Annotated in this window: 15 protein-coding genes and 1 pseudogene; 10 read left to right on the forward strand and 6 right to left on the reverse strand. The window is 64.6% G+C overall.

All coding sequences use genetic code 11. The features are described 5' to 3' along the window. Positions 1-3: 3 nt before the first annotated feature. Positions 4-600 carry an ABC transporter ATP-binding protein gene (locus tag IVB40_RS24670; protein ID WP_027569088.1) on the forward strand — a complete coding sequence of 199 codons (597 nt, stop codon included), beginning with the start codon at positions 4-6 and terminating at the stop codon, positions 598-600. Further along, entirely contained in the window at positions 597-1,397 is an 801-nt protein-coding gene (fetB, locus tag IVB40_RS24675) for an iron export ABC transporter permease subunit FetB (protein ID WP_247816591.1), read from the forward strand. Before IVB40_RS24670 ends, fetB begins: the two co-directional genes overlap by 4 nt. Here the strand turns inward: fetB and IVB40_RS24680 are convergent. The 3 genes from IVB40_RS24680 to IVB40_RS24690 all read right to left on the reverse strand — a co-directional run bounded on the left by IVB40_RS24680 (position 1,345) and on the right by IVB40_RS24690 (position 4,448). Then, a complete protein-coding gene (locus tag IVB40_RS24680; RefSeq protein ID WP_247819587.1) occupies positions 1,345-2,592 on the reverse strand; it encodes an MFS transporter in 1,248 nt (415 codons plus the stop codon). The genes fetB and IVB40_RS24680 overlap by 53 nt on opposite strands. A 115-nt stretch (positions 2,593-2,707) precedes the next feature. After that, positions 2,708-4,078: an NAD(P)-binding domain-containing protein gene (locus IVB40_RS24685; protein ID WP_247816592.1), complete on the reverse strand. Its 1,371-nt coding sequence runs from the start codon at positions 4,076-4,078 to the stop codon at positions 2,708-2,710. A gap of 52 nt (positions 4,079-4,130) precedes the next feature. Beyond that, positions 4,131-4,448 (reverse strand): metalloregulator ArsR/SmtB family transcription factor, encoded by a 318-nt coding sequence (locus tag IVB40_RS24690; RefSeq protein WP_063993077.1) that lies wholly within the window; start codon positions 4,446-4,448, stop codon positions 4,131-4,133. A gap of 133 nt (positions 4,449-4,581) precedes the next feature. Here IVB40_RS24690 and IVB40_RS24695 point away from each other — a divergent pair, with 133 nt between their 5' ends. Genes IVB40_RS24695 through arsC form a run of 3 tightly spaced genes read left to right on the forward strand, consistent with a single transcriptional unit; the run spans position 4,582 to position 6,039 of the window. Next, positions 4,582-4,944, forward strand: coding sequence for a metalloregulator ArsR/SmtB family transcription factor (locus IVB40_RS24695; protein WP_247816593.1), 363 nt, complete (start codon positions 4,582-4,584; stop codon positions 4,942-4,944). Further along, positions 4,937-5,641: an MIP/aquaporin family protein gene (locus IVB40_RS24700; RefSeq protein WP_247816594.1), complete on the forward strand. Its 705-nt coding sequence runs from the start codon at positions 4,937-4,939 to the stop codon at positions 5,639-5,641. The genes IVB40_RS24695 and IVB40_RS24700 overlap by 8 nt, the downstream gene beginning before the upstream one ends. Continuing rightward, positions 5,638-6,039 carry an arsenate reductase (glutaredoxin) gene (arsC, locus tag IVB40_RS24705; protein WP_247816595.1) on the forward strand — a complete coding sequence of 134 codons (402 nt, stop codon included), beginning with the start codon at positions 5,638-5,640 and terminating at the stop codon, positions 6,037-6,039. The genes IVB40_RS24700 and arsC overlap by 4 nt, the downstream gene beginning before the upstream one ends. 27 nt (positions 6,040-6,066) lie before the next feature. Here arsC and IVB40_RS24710 read toward each other — a convergent pair whose 3' ends face one another. From IVB40_RS24710 to IVB40_RS24720, 3 genes are all read right to left on the reverse strand, one after another. Further along, complete coding sequence (locus IVB40_RS24710; RefSeq protein WP_247816596.1) at positions 6,067-7,044, reverse strand: tripartite tricarboxylate transporter substrate binding protein; 978 nt, start codon at positions 7,042-7,044, stop codon at positions 6,067-6,069. 74 nt (positions 7,045-7,118) lie between these two features. Beyond that, positions 7,119-8,024 (reverse strand): VOC family protein, encoded by a 906-nt coding sequence (locus IVB40_RS24715; RefSeq protein WP_247816597.1) that lies wholly within the window; start codon positions 8,022-8,024, stop codon positions 7,119-7,121. 16 nt (positions 8,025-8,040) lie between these two features. Beyond that, a complete protein-coding gene (locus IVB40_RS24720; protein ID WP_247816598.1) occupies positions 8,041-9,033 on the reverse strand; it encodes a zinc-dependent alcohol dehydrogenase family protein in 993 nt (330 codons plus the stop codon). A 106-nt stretch (positions 9,034-9,139) separates the two neighbouring features. Here IVB40_RS24720 and IVB40_RS24725 point away from each other — a divergent pair, with 106 nt between their 5' ends. From IVB40_RS24725 to IVB40_RS24745, 5 genes and pseudogenes are all read left to right on the forward strand, one after another. Continuing rightward, positions 9,140-9,841 carry an FCD domain-containing protein gene (locus IVB40_RS24725; protein ID WP_247819588.1) on the forward strand — a complete coding sequence of 234 codons (702 nt, stop codon included), beginning with the start codon at positions 9,140-9,142 and terminating at the stop codon, positions 9,839-9,841. Positions 9,842-9,936: 95 nt separating this feature from the next. After that, the gene (locus IVB40_RS24730; protein WP_027569076.1) at positions 9,937-10,800 is read left to right on the forward strand and encodes a fumarylacetoacetate hydrolase family protein; all 864 of its coding nucleotides are present in this window, start codon (positions 9,937-9,939) and stop codon (positions 10,798-10,800) included. A gap of 9 nt (positions 10,801-10,809) precedes the next feature. Then, positions 10,810-11,403 carry an amino acid synthesis family protein gene (locus IVB40_RS24735; protein WP_247288779.1) on the forward strand — a complete coding sequence of 198 codons (594 nt, stop codon included), beginning with the start codon at positions 10,810-10,812 and terminating at the stop codon, positions 11,401-11,403. 95 nt (positions 11,404-11,498) lie between these two features. Further along, positions 11,499-11,772 (forward strand): annotated as a pseudogene (locus IVB40_RS24740) (LysR family transcriptional regulator); the annotation flags it as partial. A gap of 182 nt (positions 11,773-11,954) precedes the next feature. Then, a complete protein-coding gene (locus IVB40_RS24745; protein ID WP_027569073.1) occupies positions 11,955-13,109 on the forward strand; it encodes a helix-turn-helix transcriptional regulator in 1,155 nt (384 codons plus the stop codon). Positions 13,110-13,133 lie beyond the last annotated feature (24 nt).

The raw sequence follows: 13,133 nt of genomic DNA on the forward strand, positions 1-13,133 counted from the left end.
GACATGCTGACGGTCCGCGCACTCAAGCGCTTGCACATTTCCGTTTCATTCGACTTGCAGGACGGCGAATGCGTCGCCCTGCAAGGGCCCTCGGGCGTAGGGAAGACCCAACTCCTTCGCGCGATCGCGGATCTCGATCCCAACGAAGGAATGGTCAAACTGGACGGAACGCTCAGGGAGGCGATGCCCGCCCCCGCCTGGCGCAAGCGAGTGACCTACCTCGCTGCCGAGCCGGGCTGGTGGACAGACATCGTGCAAGATCACTTCGGTGGCTGGGATGATGCCCTGCCGCTGGTCACGAGATTGGGGTTGCCCTGTAGTTGCGGTCCCTGGCCGGTCCAGAGACTTTCGACCGGCGAGCGACAGCGGCTGGGGCTGGTGCGGGCGCTGATGCTGCGATCGCGGGTTCTTCTCCTGGACGAGCCGACTTCGGCCCTCGATTCGGCATCGACGGCGGCCGTGGAATCCTTGATCGCCGAACGCATTTCGAATGGAACGAGTGTCGTCTGGAGCACTCACGACAACGCCCAGGCCCGCCGCGTCGGGTCGAGGGTCCTTGTGATGAATGCCGAGGGCGGAATTGAGGACAATAGGCCGTGAGTTACATTCACCTGGCATACGGCGACTTGGTTCTGCCCGCGCTCCTTGTCGTCATGGACGGCGCTCTCTCGCTCGCTCTCCGCCTCAAGCTTGAAAAGCAGCTGGCCATCGCCACCGTGCGGATGGTGGTTCAGCTGGTGCTCGTCGGATACGTATTGACGTTCCTGTTTGCCGCGGTCTCGCCGCTCTGGACCGCCCTCGCCGCTGTCGTCATGGTTCTGTTCGCATCACGGGAAATCGTCGCTCGGCAGAAGCGACGCCTGCCGGGTATCTGGAGCTATGGCTTAGGAGCGGGATGCATGCTGCTCGCGGCCGGTACCGTCACGATGTTCGCGCTTCTGACGGAGCTACGCCCGGATCCCTGGTATCATCCGCGCTATGCGCTGCCATTGTTGGGCATGATCCTGGGCAACACCATGACCGGGATAAGCCTGGGCTTGGACGTGCTGACGAATAGCCTGGTGCGCGAACGGGCCGCCGTCGAAGCTTGCCTTGCTCTTGGCGGTACGCGCTATCAGGCGTTGCTGCCGGTCCTGCGAGACGCATTGAGAAGCGGCTTCACGCCAATCATGAACAGCATGGCGGCGATCGGCCTTGTCTCTTTGCCGGGGATGATGACCGGTCAAATCCTTGCAGGCGTCGAACCGATCGACGCCGTCAAGTATCAACTCCTGATCATGTTCTTGATCGCCGGCGGCACGGGATTGGGAACGCTCGCCGCGGTGACGGGGGGCGCTCGCCTTCTCACCGATCATCGACATCGACTGCGCCTTGATCGATTTTCCACCGCCGAGTAGAATTGCGCGACCTCACATCGACTGCGCCCGAACAGACTGGCCCCTTCCGCGCCCACAGCAGCGCGAATGGACCCAACGCGATTCCGGCCGCGAGGACGCTGAACGCCAGCAGCCAGCCGGTCGCGCTCTGCGGGCCACCGGCTGCGTCGAGCGCGGCGCCGGTGCCCCAGGCGCCGACCGCCGACAGGCCGAAGCCGACCGTCGAATGCAGGGCCAGGGTCGCGCCGCGATGTTCGGACACAGCCGCCGCGGACATGCCGGCGGTCAATGCGCCCGAATCCGCCGGCACGGTCAAACCGTAGCCGAGCAGCAGAAGCGCGAGCACCCATGCCGGCGCTGTCGCGTTAAGGCCGATGATGAGCGCGACGCAGGCCGACGCGATCATCACGACCGTGATCGCGCGATGGCGGCCGAACTTCAGCGCGGCCTCGTTGCCGAGGATGCTCGCCGGCATCGAGATCACCGCAAAGCAGAAGCTCAGCACGACGGGACTCAACCACGACGGCGCGCCTTGGTGGGCGACGACGAAGGTCCAGAACCCGACCAGCCAGGTGCGGATGCCGTAGAGCTCGAAGCAATGAGCGCCGTAGCCGAAGATGTATCCGAGCGCCTCGCGGTTGGCGAAGACGGGCGCGAAGTTCAAGAGCCGTCCCGCCTTCGGCGCGGGCCGCTGCGCCTGCATCAGAAGACACGCGACGACCATGGCGATCGGACCGAAGCCGGTGACAAGGAAGGCGGTCCTCCATCCCCAGCGGTCGGCGATCACTTGCGCGACCAGGAACGAGAGGCCGACGCCGACCGAGAAGCTCGACGTGTACAGCGTGACGGCGCGCGAGGTGTCGCCGGGGGGAAGCCGGTCCGTCAGCGCCTTCAGGCCCGGCATGTAGGCGCCGGCAAATCCGAGCCCTGCCAGGGACCAGATCGCGATCGCGGACCAGAACCCTTGCGCGAAGATTCCGAACGCTGCGGTCGCCAGTCCGCTGACGATAGAACCCCAGAGCAGAACGAGCCGTGCGTCGATCCGGTCGGTCAATGTCGTCAGCACGGGCACGGCGAGCATGTAGCCGAACGCATAACCGCTCGCCATCAAGCCGCCTTCGGCCGCCGACAGCCCCCACGCCGGCATCAGATGCTGCGCCAGATTCGCGGACAACGTCACATGCGGCAGCAGATTGCCGACCTGGCCGATGCACATCACCGCGATCAGAGACCGCCCGCTCAAGTTACGAATGCTGTCCTCCCGCCCCCACGCCGACACGGCGCACCAACCACAATGGGCAACTCTCCGGCTTCACCTGCAAGACCCAAATTCATGAACAACCGCAGCCGGAAGCGCCGGCCTTCTTCGCCGCTTCGTCGTCGGCGCAACAGGCCGTCGGTTCCTGCTTCGCCGGCCCGCCGCAACATCCTGATCCGGCCGCGGCGGCTTCGACGTCGCCGCGCGTGCAGACGCCGGTCTCCGGCAACACGAGTTCCACCCTTGCGGCGGCTTTCTTGTCGCCGGCGAGATCGGCCGCAATCGAGCGCACCTGCTCATACCCTGTCATCATGAGAAAGGTCGGCGCGCGGCCATACGACTTCATGCCCGCCATGTAGAAGCCCGGCTCATCGTGCGAGAGCTCGCGCGCGCCGTGCGGGCGCACCGTGCCGCAGCTGTGCTCGTTGGGATCGATGAGCGGCGCCAGCGCGACCGGCGCCTCGATGGCGGGATCGAGCCGCAGGCGCAATTCAGACAGAAACGAAAAATCGGGACGAAAGCCCGTCGAGACGATCAGCTCGTCCACGATCAAGCTCCGTCCGCCGCAACCCGAGCCGGCCGCGATCTCGAGGCGGCCTTCGGAGTCCGACAGATGCGTGACGCCGAATTCGGTTTCGACCCTGATCTTTCCGGAGGCAACAAGCGCAGCGAACGCGCTGCCGAGCTCTCCGCGCGCAGCGAGCTTGTCATTCCGGCCGCCGCCAAAAGCCTTGGCGGGATCGGCGCCGCGCAACAGCCAGATCGCTTGCGTCCCCGGCACCTCGCCTGCGAGCTGCACCAGATCGATCAGCGTGCCCACCGCGGAGTGGCCGGCGCCGAGCACGGCGACGGTCTTCCCGGCATATCTGGCGCGGCCGACACCACGGACATCGGGCATGCCATAGGCGATGTGGCCGGCGCATTCACGCTCGCCGATCGCGGGCAGACCATTACCTCCGGCCGGATTGGGCGAGAACCATGTGCCGGATGTATCGATCACGGCATCCGCGCGCAGCACTTCAGGACCTTTGCCGTTCTGGTAGCGGATTTCGAACGGCGCCTGCTCACGTCCCGTCGTCTTCGCCTTGTCGAAGCCGACGCGGCTGATGGCCGTGACACGGCTGGATGTCCGGATCACCTCGCGCAACGGCGTTCGCGTCGCAAGCGGCGTCAAATATCGGTCGAGCAGCTCGCCGCCGGTCGGATAGGAGCCCGGGTCCGGCGAATTCCATCCCGTCGGCGCGAGCATGCGCGCGGCGGCCTTGTCGATATTGTACTCCCACGGTGAGAAGAGCTGGACCTGCTGCCACTGGCGAACCGCGTGCCCCGCTTCGGGTCCTGCCTCGAGCACGATGGGGGACATGCCGCGTTCAAGCACATGCGCAGCTGCTGCGAGGCCGACAGGCCCTGCCCCGATGATGGCGACCGTCTTTGCGTCTCTCATGCCATTATTCCTATCATTCTAGAATCATCGAATAATTTGACCTGAAAAATGATCACGCCGCCGTTTGCGTCGTCTTGCATCCGACTTCGTCTGCGCAGCACTCCGCCGCCAGGAAATCGACCAGACCCCGCATCGCGTCGAAGTTTGCGTGGCAGATCAGCGTCGTCGATTCCCGGACCTGGCTGACGAGCCCGACCGAGACCAGGGTCTTGATGTGATGCGACAGCGTCGATGCCGGTATCTTCAGCTTGTCCTGCAAGCGACCCACGGGCATGCCCTTGTGCCCTGCCCGCACCAGGGCACGATAGATCTGAAGCCGGGTCCGGTTACCCAAGGCCTCCAGGCGTGCTGCTGCGTCGTCGATCTTCATGATCGCCAGGATGCGCCTGCGGATGCCAAACTGTCAAACCGTATTTCTAGAATCTTCGAAAGATTGGCTCGGCCGCCCAACGGGCAAGAATTCCGGATTGACGCGCTCCAATTAGTTCCATAAGTCTGGATATATGGAAACAGAAGAAGCCGTCCTGGCGCTCGCCGCGCTGTCCCAATCGACCCGGCTGGAGGCCTTCCGCGCACTGGTCAGGCACGAGCCTGATGGTCTCGCTGCCGGCGATCTCGCACGGCTGTTGGAGGTCCCTCAAAACACGCTCTCGGCGCATCTGTCGATCTTGACGCGCGCGCGGCTGGTGACCTCCGAGCGGCGCAGCCGTTCGATCGTCTACCGCGCCAATCTCGGCGAATTTCGCGGCGTCGCGGTCTTCCTGCTGCGGGATTGCTGCGGCGGACGGCCGGAAGTCTGCGAACCTATCGTCGAAACCCTGCAAGCCTGCTGCAAGCCGAGACGAAAGGAGCGAAGCCGTGCCTGATCAATTCGATCTTCCGCGGCGTCTCGCGGCCGAGGCGCTCGGCACGGGCATTCTGGTTACCACGGTGGTCGGCTCCGGCATCATGGCGGAGACGCTGACCAGGGATGTCGCGCTTGCGCTTCTCTGCAACACCCTGCCGACCGGCGCCATTCTGGTCGTCCTGGTCACCGTGCTCGGTCCGATCTCCGGCGGACACTTCAATCCGGCAGTGACCCTCGTCTTCACCGGCAAGCGGGAGCTGCCGGTGAACGACGCCGCATTTTACGTCGTCGCGCAGATCGCCGGTGGCATCGTGGGAACGATGGCGGCGCATCTGATGTTCGGACTGCCGTTGCTCGATCTCTCGGCGAAGGTGCGAACCGGAGGACCGCAATGGTTCGCCGAAGCCGTCGCCGCTTTCGGTCTGGTCGCGACGATCCTGGCCGGCATCCGGTTTCAGCGCACTGCGGTCCCCTGGCTGGTCGGTCTCTACATCACCGCGGCCTATTGGTTCACGGCCTCGACCTCGTTCGCCAATCCGGCCGTGGCCATTGCGAGGTCGCTGACCAACACGTTCACGGGCATACGTCCCGCCGACCTGCCCGGATTCATTCTCGCGGAGCTCTGCGGAGCGTTCGCCAGCGTGCTGCTGATGAATTGGCTGCTCGCAGACGCCCGCGCGGCCGACCCCATCCCAATCGCGGAGACCACCCGATGAGCGTCACGATCTACCACAACCCCGCCTGCGGCACATCGCGCAACACGCTGGCGATGATCCGGCAGAGCGGCGTCGAGCCGGACGTGATCGAATATCTGAAGACGCCGCCATCCCGCGAAAGGCTGGCCGAACTCGTCAAGGCCCTCGGCATCTCCGTTCGCGCGCTGCTGCGCGAGAAAGGCACGCCCTACAAGGAGCTCGGCCTCGACGACCCGAAATGGTCCGACGACGAGCTGATCGACCAGATGCTGGCGCACCCCATCCTGATCAATCGTCCGATCGTGGTGACCCCCAAGGGCACACGCCTGTGTCGTCCTTCGGAAGCCGTGATCGATCTCCTGGACCATTCCGTCGGCCGGTTCGTGAAGGAGGATGGCGAGGTGGTCGAAGCGCGATAGGCTTACGAGATCCCTGTCCTATTGGGATCAGATCTTCGGGATCTTCGCCCGCTCCACCACGCCGGTCCATTTGCTGATCTCGGTCTCGATCAGGGCCTTCATCTCCTCGGGCGAACTGCCGCGAACCTCGCCGCCGACGGCGGTCTCCAGACGCTGCTTGAGGTCGGGATCCCTGAGTGCGTCGAGCGTCGCCGCATTGAGTGCGGCCATGATGGCGGGCGGCGTTCCCTTCGGGGCCAGCAGGCCGGCCCAGGTGCGCACGTCATATCCCTTGATACCAGCTTCCTGAACCGTCGGCACATCGGGCAGCAATGCGGTGCGCGTCGGGGAGGTCACCGCCAGGCCGCGGATCGCACCGGCCTGGATCTGCGGAGCGAGCAGGACCGGCGTGCCGACGATCACCGGAACCTCTCCGCCGAGCAGCGCGGTGACCGATTGAGAATCGCCGCGATAGGGCACGTGCACAATCTCGACGCTGGCGGCTGCGTTCAACAGCTCTCCTGCAAGATGGTGCGTGCTGCCGAAACCGACCGATCCGAAGGAGAGCGCACCCGGCTTCTGCTTTGCCATGGCGACAAGCTCGCCCAGCGATTTTGCCGGATAATCGCTACGCACAGCGATGACGAGCGCGTAATAGACCAGCGTCGAGATCATCTCGAAACTCTCGGCCGGCTGGTAGGCGAGGCTCTTGTAGGTCGCGGCGGAAATCGCGTGAGCGCCGGTGACGAGCCCGATCGTGTAGCCATCGGGCGCCGCTTTCGCGATGGCATCCGCGGCGATGTTGCCGCCGGCGCCGGGCTTGGCCTCGACGATGATCGGCTGGCCGAGCTTCTTCGAGAGCCCGTCGGCGATGATGCGCGACAACGTGTCGGCCGCGCCGCCGGCGGCAAATCCATGCAGCAGCCGGATCGGGCGCGATGGATAATTGTCCGCCGACGCCGAAGTGGCTGCTAAAAAGCCGCCAAACAGAAAAATCGCCGCAGCAAGCCGCTTCATCCTTCGCATGGATGCGTCCTCCCTTTGACTGTTCTATCGTTGGCCGCGACGAGGCGGCGTTCTTCAAGTCGAGTTTGAATCCGCTAGCGGGCGAACTCCGTGCATTCAGGCGATGGCGGCATGCCCCAGACGTCGCGCGGCAGACCGACCCAGACCTTTGGCCGCTGCGGTCGATCGCGATGCCAGGGACGCGGCTCGAAGTAGCCGAGCTCTTCGTCGGTCATGCGGTCGAGATCGAAGAACAGCTCGACCACATGTCCGTCGGGATTGCGGTGGTAGATCGCGGTGTTGTGCCCGGGGCCATGACGAACCGGCCCCCAGAGAACCGGCAGCTTGTGCCGCGCGAGATGATCGCAGGCCTCGTGCATGTGGGCGGCACCACGCAGCTCGAACGCGACATGATGCAGGCCACGGACGGGCGCGCGGGCGAAGTTCAACGTGTGATGCTCGAAGCCGCTGCGCATGAACACGAAGCGATCCTCGATCCAGTCTGAAACCCGCAGGCCCATCATGTTCGCGTAGAACTCCGAGGCGGCGCGCGGATCGGGCGTGCCAAGCGCGACATGGCCGAGCTTGGTGACGGCAAGCGCACCGATCCGCTTCTGCGCAGGCGTCGGCGTCCAGCCCTGGATCAACTCGAAGCGCGTGCCTTCGGGGTCGCTGAACGACAGCGATTTGGAAACGCCAGGCAGGGGATCGCTATGCAGCTCGGGCCGCAGATCGGCCTGCTTCAGCGCGGCGCCCATCGCCTCGATCTGGACATCAGGAGATATCTCGAAGGCGATGCTCGTCAGCGCCGCGTCGCCGGGTTCGATCACCAGCGAAAGCTGCTCGGAATCGTTGGCAAGGAAGATGCGGTTGCCGTCGCGGCCGACGAGGCCAAGACCGATCACGGCGCGGTAATAGTCGAGCAACCGCTCGGGATCGGGCGAGGCAAAGCTCGCGTGCCGGAGCCGGGTGAAGCGTGCAATGGGTGCTGGTGTCGTCATCGTGCAATCCACCCCCTCATGGCGTCATGATGATCTTGCCGAGCGCCGAGCCTTGCTCGAGCAGCGTGTGGGCCTGCCTGACCTCGTCGAGCTTCAGAACCGCCGAGATCGCCGGCTTGATCGCATAGCGGCTCAGCGCGTCGATCACGTTGCGCATGAGCGCGCGACGCCCGTCGCGATCGTGGTCGTAGATGTGGAAGGAGAAGCAGCGTATCGCCGGGCAGATGTCGAGATGATCGCGCATCGCCGCCATCAGGTTTTCTTCCGGCAATCCTGCGAAGGCGTTGTACGACAGCAGCGTCCCCCATTTGCCGAGCGCGCCGAAATAGCCGGTGAACTCGGGCCCACAGACGTGATCGAGCACGAGGCCGACGCCCTCGCCATTGGTCAGCTCGCGGGTCCGCGCCACCACGTCTTCGCGGCGGTAGTAGATGACGTGATCGGCGCCGTTGCCGCGCGCGAATGCGGCCTTCTCCTCGTTGGAAACCGTGCCGATGACATTCATCTGCGCGAGCTTGGCGAGCTGCACCAGCGCGGTGCCGACACCACCCGCCGCCCCGATCACCAGCATGCTGGCCGGTGCGCGCGGATGGCGGCACTCGTTCAGCAGCGCGTAGGCCACCTGGTAGTTCGACAGGCACACGGCCGCTTGCAGATCGACATTGTCGGGCAGCAGATGAACGGCGTCGGCGGGGGCGACCACATAGTCGGCGTAGCAGCCGCCACGCTGCGACAGATCGCGTGCGCTCAGCAGCACCTTCTGGCCGATCGCAAACCCTTCTACGCCGGACCCAAGCGCGGCAATGCGGCCGGCGACGTCGTTGCCGGGATTGGCCGGCAGCGGCGGCATCCATTTGTAGACGCCACGCCGGATCAGCACATCGGGCTGCCCCACCCCGAACGCTTCGGCCCGGATTTGCACATGGCCGGGTCCGGGCACAGGCACCGGACGCTCCACCAGTTCGAGTGCATCCGGCCCACCCGGCTGACGCACCAGCACCGCCCTCATGATTTCATCTCCCGCCCATATTTTCGAAAATAATATCGTTTACGAAAATTATTGCAAGATGCTCGTTACCGCGGCATGTTGAGCCATCGATTCAATGACCGAAACCATGTCCGAAAGCGCCATTCGCCCCCGCAAGGAATTCGGCAAGACCGTTGCCGCCGACATCACCCATCGGCTGCGCGAGGAGATCATTGCCTGCGGCCTGGCGCCGGGCGAGCCGCTGCGATTCGACGTCCTGCGCGAACGATTCGGCGTAAGTTTCACGACGCTGCGCGAGGCGCTGACGGCGCTTACCGCCGAAGGCCTGGTCGACGCGCAGGAGCAGCGCGGATTTCGGGTGGCGCCGGTCAGCCGCCAGGACCTGGTGGAAGTCACCGATGCCCGGGTGCTGATCGAGGTGGAATTGATCCGCCGGGCGATCGAGCGGGGCGACGACGATTGGGAAATCGCCGTCATCTCGACGCTGCATAGATTGAACCGAATCGAGCAGCGCGATCCCGAACATCCGCTGCGCGATCCCGAATGGAAGATCGCCCACCGCCAATTCCACCAGGCACTGGTGTCCGCCTGCGGCTCCGCTACCCTTCTTGCCATTCGCGCCGACCTGTTCGATCGCGCCGAGCGCTATCGGCATCTGTCGGCCAATTTCCGGCCGCGGCCGCGCGACAAGGCCGGCGAGCACCAGGCGATCATGCAGGCCGCCATCTCGCGCAATCCGGATCTCGCGGTTCAGCTGATCGAGACGCATATCCGCACGACGGCCGACAACGTCGCGACCTACGCCGCGCATCTGCTCGATATCGAATAGGCGGCAACCGCTTTTTACCGCCGTGGGCTTGCGCCCCGCCCGATTTTCGAAAATAATATACAAGATCGAAAATGCCAACCCTTTGGGGCGTAACCATGAAGCTGCTGTCGTTCTTGGACGGAAATCGGGAAAGCTGGGGCGCCGTTGTCGAAAATGGCGTCGTGGATCTCGGCCGCGCCCTGCCCCAGTACCCTGTTCTCGCGGACTTCCTCGGCAGCGACGACTATGCGCGGCGCGAGGCCATCGTCGCCGGACACAAGCCCACGATGGCGCTGAGCGACGTCAAATATCTGCCGGTGATCCCGCGTCCGGAGAAGATCGTCTGCGCCGTGCGCAATTATCTCGACCACCACAATGAAGCCGTGGCGTTCGGGATGAAGCGCGAGATCACGGAGTTTCCGCCGATCTTCCTCCGGGTCTGGCGCTCCCAGGTCGCGCACAACGCGCCGGTGATCCGGCCGAAGGTCTCGGACAATTTCGACTGGGAGGGCGAGCTGGCTGTCGTCATCGGCAAGGGCGGCCGTCACATCAGCCAGGCCAACGCCTGGGATCACGTGGCGGGCTACTCGATCTACAACGACGTCAGCGTGCGCGACTGGCAGCGTCACGCCCAGCAGATCGCCTCCGGCAAGAACTTCGTCGGCACCGGCCCGTTCGGACCATGGCTGGTGACGCCGGACGAGATCGGCGATCCCACCAAATTGAAGCTCGAGACGCGCGTCAACGGCGCGGTGGTACAATCCTCCGACACCTCGATGCTGATCTTCTCGATCCCGCGGCTGATCGAGTACAGCTCGACCATCTTCGACCTCGTCCCCGGCGACGTCATCGCCACCGGCACGCCGGCTGGCGTCGGCTTCACCCGCAAGCCGCCTGTTTTCCTCAAGCCCGGCGATGTGGTCGAGGTCGAGATCGAGAACATCGGCGTGCTGCGCAATCCCGTCGTCGACGAAGCATAGCGCCTGCGCATGTCGTCTCAAGACGTGTCCCATGACATCCGCAAGACCGCCCTTAGCGTCGAGACCATCTGGCACGAGCGCGGTCCCCGGCTGGAGAAGCCGCTGCTGGTCGGAACGGCCATTGCGGTGATCCGCAATCCCTTCGCGGGCCGCTTCGAACCTGATCTGATGCCGTTTCAGGCATCCTTGCGCGAGCTCGGGCGCGAGCTTGCAACGCGGCTGATCGCGCAGCTCGGCGGCGCCGCGCAAATCGAAGCCTATGGCAAGGGCATCATCGTCGGCGAGGACGGCGAGCTCGAGCACGGCGCGGTCTGGCACGAGGCCGGCGGTCAGGGCATGCGCGAGGTGCTCGGTCAGCCCAAGGCGATCGTTCCGGCGGCGAAGACCATCGGCGGTCCGGGCACGCGGCTCATGGTTCCGCTCGGGCACATCCACGCCGCCTATGTCCGCAGCCATTTCGGCACCGCGGAGATGACGCTGTGGGATTCACCACGGCGCGACGAGATCGCATTCGGGCTCGTGATGGCGACCGGCGGCCGGCCTCACGCGCGCATCGGAGGCCTCGCGGCATCCGCGATCTCCGCGCACGACGGACAGCGCTGACGGCCCGAGCAGCGCACTCAATGTGCGTCGCACCTGCAGCGCTCATAATCGGCGGGATCGTGGCTGTTGACGACGCTCACGCGATCGCCGTGGTTCAGATCATCTCGAAGACCATGTTGCGCGCTGACGAGCATTTCGTCGCGATGTGAGCGAGCGTTATGTCGCAGCGCCGCCGCCGTCGCATCCGCTGGCGCTGAAGGAGAAGCTTCGCACCGCCGATCTCGCCCGCGTCCCCTTGATCGACCGCTGCCATTGCGAGCAAAGCGGCAATCGGAAGACTGGGCCATGGCGCTGGTCGCTGCCGGGGTCGGCATCGCCATTGTCCCGGAAGGCGTGGCGCGCGGCAATCCGGACGTCGCAGTGTCAAAAGCAGCGCGCCAAGTCTCCACGGGGCCGAGCGGCCGTGGCGAACGCGAAGAGATCGCCTCGTCCGCGCTAGCGCATCCATATTGCAGCGCAAAGTAGCGCTCGTAAATCCGTCAATCATGTGCTATGTATATTACGCCGGTTGTTTGCCTAAAAACTAATCAAAGAAGAATGAAAGAGGCGTCATGATCGGTTTGGAGGGGGTTTCCGCCCAAGCGTTATCCGACACCATCGGCGCCATCTACGACTGCGCCCTCAATCCGCAGCTTTGGGCGGCCACCTGCCGGAAGATCGCCGATCTCTGCGAGAGCACGGCGGGCGGCATCTGCGTTCACGACATGAAGCACGTCCAGAACGACCAGCTGTTCGTGTTCGGCTACGAGCAGACGTTTCTGGAAAAGCTCGGCGAGAACTACGCGAAGACCCCGATGGCGGCCGCGGATATCGTCGCCGACATCGGTCATGTCAGCGCGCTCTCGATGAACGATCTCGATGAGCTGCTCGAAAGCCGGTTCTACCGGGACATTCTCCAGCCTCACGGATTGCAGGACATCATCTGGTTTCCAGCTCTGCGGACCGGCGGGCGCATGGCCTCCATGCATGCCTCTCGGACGGCGAAGACGCATCGCTATCAGCAGCTGGACATCAACCTGTTCAAGATGCTGTCCCCTCATGTCTGCCGCGCCCTCACCATCTCCGACGCACTCGACCTCAGGACGCTGCGGTCGGAGATGCTGGAGCGGACATTCGACATGCTTGCCGTCGGTGTCTTCCTGACGGCGCGCGACGGCCGGGTCGTCTACATGAACGAGACTGCCGAGCGGCAGATCAAGACCGGCAACGCCGTTCGTGTTCTCGGCAACCGGATCTTTCCGACCGATGCCGCCGCCCGCGACGCGCTGTCCAAGGCCATCGACGAAGCGTCCCGCGACGATGCGGATTTGAGCGGACACTCGCTCGCGATCCCCGATATCGACGGCGCCGGCTACATCGCCACCCTGCTTCCTGTCGATCGCGGTCAGCGCAGCGGAATCCTCGCCCCGTTTGCCGCATCGGTAGCCGTCTTCATGAAGGACCCCGCCGAGGTGCCGATGATGCCGGGCGAGGCTTTTGCGAGGCTCTACAAGCTCACGGGCGGCGAGCTTCGCGTGCTGATGACGCTCGCGCAAGGTCTCGGCGCGAAAGAGGCGGCCGACATGCTCGGCATCGGCGAGTCAACGGTGCGCTCTCACCTGCAGCGCATCTTTGCCAAGACGAACACGACGAGGCAAACGGATCTGCTTCGCCTGCTGCAAAGCGCGACGCCGCCGCTTCTGCCCGCACAAGGCGCTGTCGGCTAATTCGTCATCTGACATACGCCTAAA

This window comes from Bradyrhizobium sp. 40 (genome assembly GCF_023100925.1).
In the GTDB taxonomy this organism is placed as follows: Bacteria; Pseudomonadota; Alphaproteobacteria; order Rhizobiales; family Xanthobacteraceae; genus Bradyrhizobium.

Excerpts from the sequence above, each read along its gene's own strand:
- IVB40_RS24725 (WP_247819588.1), top strand. The coding sequence starts at position 9,140 with ATGTCCGAAAGCGCCATTCGCCCCCGCAAGGAATTCGGCAAGACCGTT.
- IVB40_RS24695 (WP_247816593.1), top strand. The coding sequence starts at position 4,582 with ATGGAAACAGAAGAAGCCGTCCTGGCGCTCGCCGCGCTGTCCCAATCG.
- IVB40_RS24745 (WP_027569073.1), top strand. The coding sequence starts at position 11,955 with ATGATCGGTTTGGAGGGGGTTTCCGCCCAAGCGTTATCCGACACCATC.
- IVB40_RS24735 (WP_247288779.1), top strand. The coding sequence starts at position 10,810 with ATGTCGTCTCAAGACGTGTCCCATGACATCCGCAAGACCGCCCTTAGC.
- arsC (WP_247816595.1), top strand. The coding sequence starts at position 5,638 with ATGAGCGTCACGATCTACCACAACCCCGCCTGCGGCACATCGCGCAAC.
- IVB40_RS24670 (WP_027569088.1), top strand. The coding sequence starts at position 4 with ATGCTGACGGTCCGCGCACTCAAGCGCTTGCACATTTCCGTTTCATTC.
- IVB40_RS24715 (WP_247816597.1), bottom strand. The coding sequence starts at position 8,024 with ATGACGACACCAGCACCCATTGCACGCTTCACCCGGCTCCGGCACGCG.
- IVB40_RS24690 (WP_063993077.1), bottom strand. The coding sequence starts at position 4,448 with ATGAAGATCGACGACGCAGCAGCACGCCTGGAGGCCTTGGGTAACCGG.
- IVB40_RS24720 (WP_247816598.1), bottom strand. The coding sequence starts at position 9,033 with ATGAGGGCGGTGCTGGTGCGTCAGCCGGGTGGGCCGGATGCACTCGAA.
- IVB40_RS24730 (WP_027569076.1), top strand. The coding sequence starts at position 9,937 with ATGAAGCTGCTGTCGTTCTTGGACGGAAATCGGGAAAGCTGGGGCGCC.
- IVB40_RS24710 (WP_247816596.1), bottom strand. The coding sequence starts at position 7,044 with ATGCGAAGGATGAAGCGGCTTGCTGCGGCGATTTTTCTGTTTGGCGGC.
- IVB40_RS24680 (WP_247819587.1), bottom strand. The coding sequence starts at position 2,592 with ATGTGCATCGGCCAGGTCGGCAATCTGCTGCCGCATGTGACGTTGTCC.
- IVB40_RS24685 (WP_247816592.1), bottom strand. The coding sequence starts at position 4,078 with ATGAGAGACGCAAAGACGGTCGCCATCATCGGGGCAGGGCCTGTCGGC.